Raw genomic sequence first — 1188 nt, 5'->3', positions numbered from 1 at the left:
TCATTGGTTTACTCCGTGAGTAGTTTGATTTGTTAAGGCGATAGCGGTCAAGTATTTAACTACAATTAGTCGATTAACTTTAACCAAAGTGACAAATAAATTGCACAATTAATCATCCTGGCTTCTCGCCTTCTCTGCTGCCATTTAGCCGCAGAGTTTGAAAACTTTTGATAGTCTTCTTGTACCGCATTGGTATTTAGGTAATGAGATAAATTTGATTTTTGCTCTAACAATAAATTTTTAATTACACTGCTTTCAGCAGTTTCCATCCTGTTGATAATAAATCCATAAAAATCCACCTTGCTTTTGCGCCGACGAACCTCTTCAGGCAATATATCCTTCATCCCCCGCCGCATTACACCGCGCCCAAAACCATTACAGTATTTCAAATGAGCGGGTGCTGCTAAACACAACTCAATCACTCTTTTATCTAAAAAAGGATGACGAGCTTCGATGCTAACTGCTGCACTAATCCCATCAATTTGTTCGCTACCTTCCTGCATATTACCGGAAGTTATGGCTCGGTAATGGTTTAAATATTCAGTAGGTAAGTAGCCAAATTGATAATTGAATTCATCTTGGAGTAATTTACCTAACTTAATAGACTTAGCGAATTGATTACTAATACTGCCATTGAATTTATTCAAGTTTACCCTGCGAAAATTGTGATAGATGCTCTGCAAGACGATTTTAATAGTTTTTTTGGGCGATATATTCCAGTACTTACCTGGCCTAAAAAATAAATTGATATAGTTTTTTATAGCAAGTTTTTTAACTAACTCTGTGCCATAAGGCAGAAGATAGTTATACAAATCTGATTCAATGTCCTTAGCACTGTCAGACTTATTTTGATAGCGACCTTCTACTATTTTTAGAACCTTTTCCCATTCCCCTAATGCCAGTAACTCATGAGGATAATCCCTACCGTGGGAAACAATAGTATCCCCATCATGTCCCGTTAACACCACCCTTGCACCTTGTTGTTTGACCTCCCGAACAATCGCCAGTAACATTGCTGGGGTAGGCATTTGCACTGGTTGGTCTAACCAAGGGGTAACGGTTTGAGCAGCACTAATGGGATTACCTACTTTGGCAACATGATGGTTAAAACCACCCTGGGCCAATACAGTATCTACATAAGCCGTCTCAACAGCCGAAGGAGTATCACAATCAGAATAAATCGTTAAA

General features: G+C 38.6%; 1 protein-coding gene. It reads right to left on the bottom strand.

Translation table 11 applies throughout. The features are described from left to right. Window positions 1-65 precede the first annotated feature (65 nt). Window positions 66-1188: asparagine synthase-related protein (locus F6K49_RS50870; RefSeq protein WP_293110518.1), on the bottom strand; the 1123-nt coding region annotated here is incomplete at its 5' end.

This window comes from Moorena sp. SIO3I6, assembly GCF_010672095.1.
This window is presented reverse-complemented; position numbering and strand designations above follow the sequence as displayed.